This window comes from Cryobacterium sp. MLB-32 (genome assembly GCF_000738085.1).
Lineage (GTDB): Bacteria > Actinomycetota > Actinomycetes > Actinomycetales > Microbacteriaceae > Cryobacterium.
In genome coordinates, this window is sequence record NZ_JPRS01000430.1 from 1 (window position 1) to 1,672 (window position 1,672).

Genomic DNA, 1,672 nt, shown 5'->3' on the forward strand with positions numbered 1-1,672 from the left:
CTGCCCCGATCATCGGGGTTACGTCCCTGCCGACGGCCAACACTTTGCCGACCGTAACGATGACGGAATTCGTGTGTGCACTAAACCTGCCGTGTTTTTCGACCTCCGCCGGAGACCATTCCTTGGCTAGGGTCACGCGGTTCTCCGTGACGAGAATGAACAGAAGTAGGTCGTATCCATTGGATCGGATCGCGGAAAAGATCTGTGATGGGCTCGTGCTCAAGCCGACGTTTCGCACCTTCACTTGAACCCGGCGGCCGTCACTCGTCAGGAGGTCGTACGACTTCGCGGAGTTCTTCTCCAGCTTTCCCGCGTACGCGACAGACGCCGCGTACTCGGCCAGATCACCAACCGGAGCATTCTTGGTCCGGATGAGCCCGCGGTCGAGCAGCTCTTCGAGGATCCCGGAGTACGTGTCCAGGAGTTCCCCAACGGTCAATCTGTTCAGGTCAAAGTTGGTCACTCTGAAATCCTGTCAGACGATGCCGAAGAGCATTGGAGAGAATCGGCCTCTCCGCGAACTCAGATCGAGACACCTCTATCTGTAACGAATGCCAGCTTCGCGGGTTCGGTACCTCTACAGCGCGATCGCGGCCGCCCGCTCGACTGCGGCCTTCAACGCTTCGCGCTTGCCCGCCTGGTTCATCGCCAGCGGAGACGGATGCCACGTCTCGATAACCGTTAGCCGGTCACCTACAAACGGCGCCACGTGACGCTTCCATCCGCGCTGGGCAACTCGGCCACACACCACCACTACGCACAGGTCTCCGAGGAGTGGCAAGAGAGTGAGCAACTCTGTTCCGCCCTGTCTGAGTTCAGCGGCGGTGGGTTTGCGGCTCGCGACGCCGAGATACCAGGGAACGATGTTCCAGTGAAGCGCGCCTTCGTGCAGTCCAGCTTCGTTGCGCAAAGCCCAAATATTCGCGGCAGTACCGTCGTTGTTGTCGACCGAGATGAACCCGGATCCGGGTCGAAGGTTTGTGGCATTGGTCATAGGCCCCGGAGCCTCCAAAAGAAACAGAACCCGAGCACCCACGCCAGTGTCGGCCGGATCGAAATGCGGAACGAGAAAGTTCGGGTTGGTTGCTCCGCGCCGGGCAACGAGCGCCTTCGTCCATTCTCGCAGCGGCTGCGCGCTTACGACCGTCTCCAGCATGCGCAGACGTTCGTCGACATCGGTCTTGAACTTCAGGCGTCGGGGCTCTTTACTAAACACAATCTGATCGTACCCAGGCGGGAGCTATGGACCCGGCTGGCGTTGAGACTTAGGCTTTTATCGTGGAAGAACCGATTCAGTGGTTGGTGCCGCCGGTGGTGAAGGCACTCAAGAGCAAGATGAAATTCACGGGCCTGAATGGACTCAAGAAAACCAGGGTCAAAGACTTTTGGCAGTTCGCCCTCGGGGATCTACGGATGAACAACGCCCGCGGCTATCTGGCCGAATACCTCGTGGGTACGGCGCTCGGAATCAAGCACCTGCAACGCATTGAATGGGACCCATACGATCTGCTCTTCGGCGAGATCACCATCGAGGTCAAGTCCTCGGCCTACCTACAGCTGTGGGATCAGAAGAAGATCAGCACGCTCAACTTTTCGGGCCTCCAGGGAACGAGGTACAACCCCCGAGCCCCGGGCGACGGCTCCGACCCGTTGGGGCGGCGTCTGAACGCAT

3 protein-coding genes are annotated in these 1,672 nt (G+C 59.3%); 1 reads left to right on the forward strand and 2 read right to left on the reverse strand.

The window, feature by feature from the left end; all coding sequences use genetic code 11:
• The coding region (locus JF66_RS19145; protein WP_035880472.1) for a hypothetical protein at nt 1–463 on the reverse strand (463 nt) is incomplete at its 3' end.
• A gap of 114 nt (nt 464–577) precedes the next feature.
• A complete protein-coding gene (locus JF66_RS19150) occupies nt 578–1,216 on the reverse strand; it encodes a uracil-DNA glycosylase (protein WP_231556513.1) in 639 nt (212 codons plus the stop codon).
• A 62-nt stretch (nt 1,217–1,278) separates the two neighbouring features.
• Here JF66_RS19150 and JF66_RS21980 point away from each other — a divergent pair.
• On the forward strand, nt 1,279–1,672 hold a 394-nt coding region (locus JF66_RS21980), incomplete at its 3' end, for a hypothetical protein (RefSeq protein ID WP_197059493.1).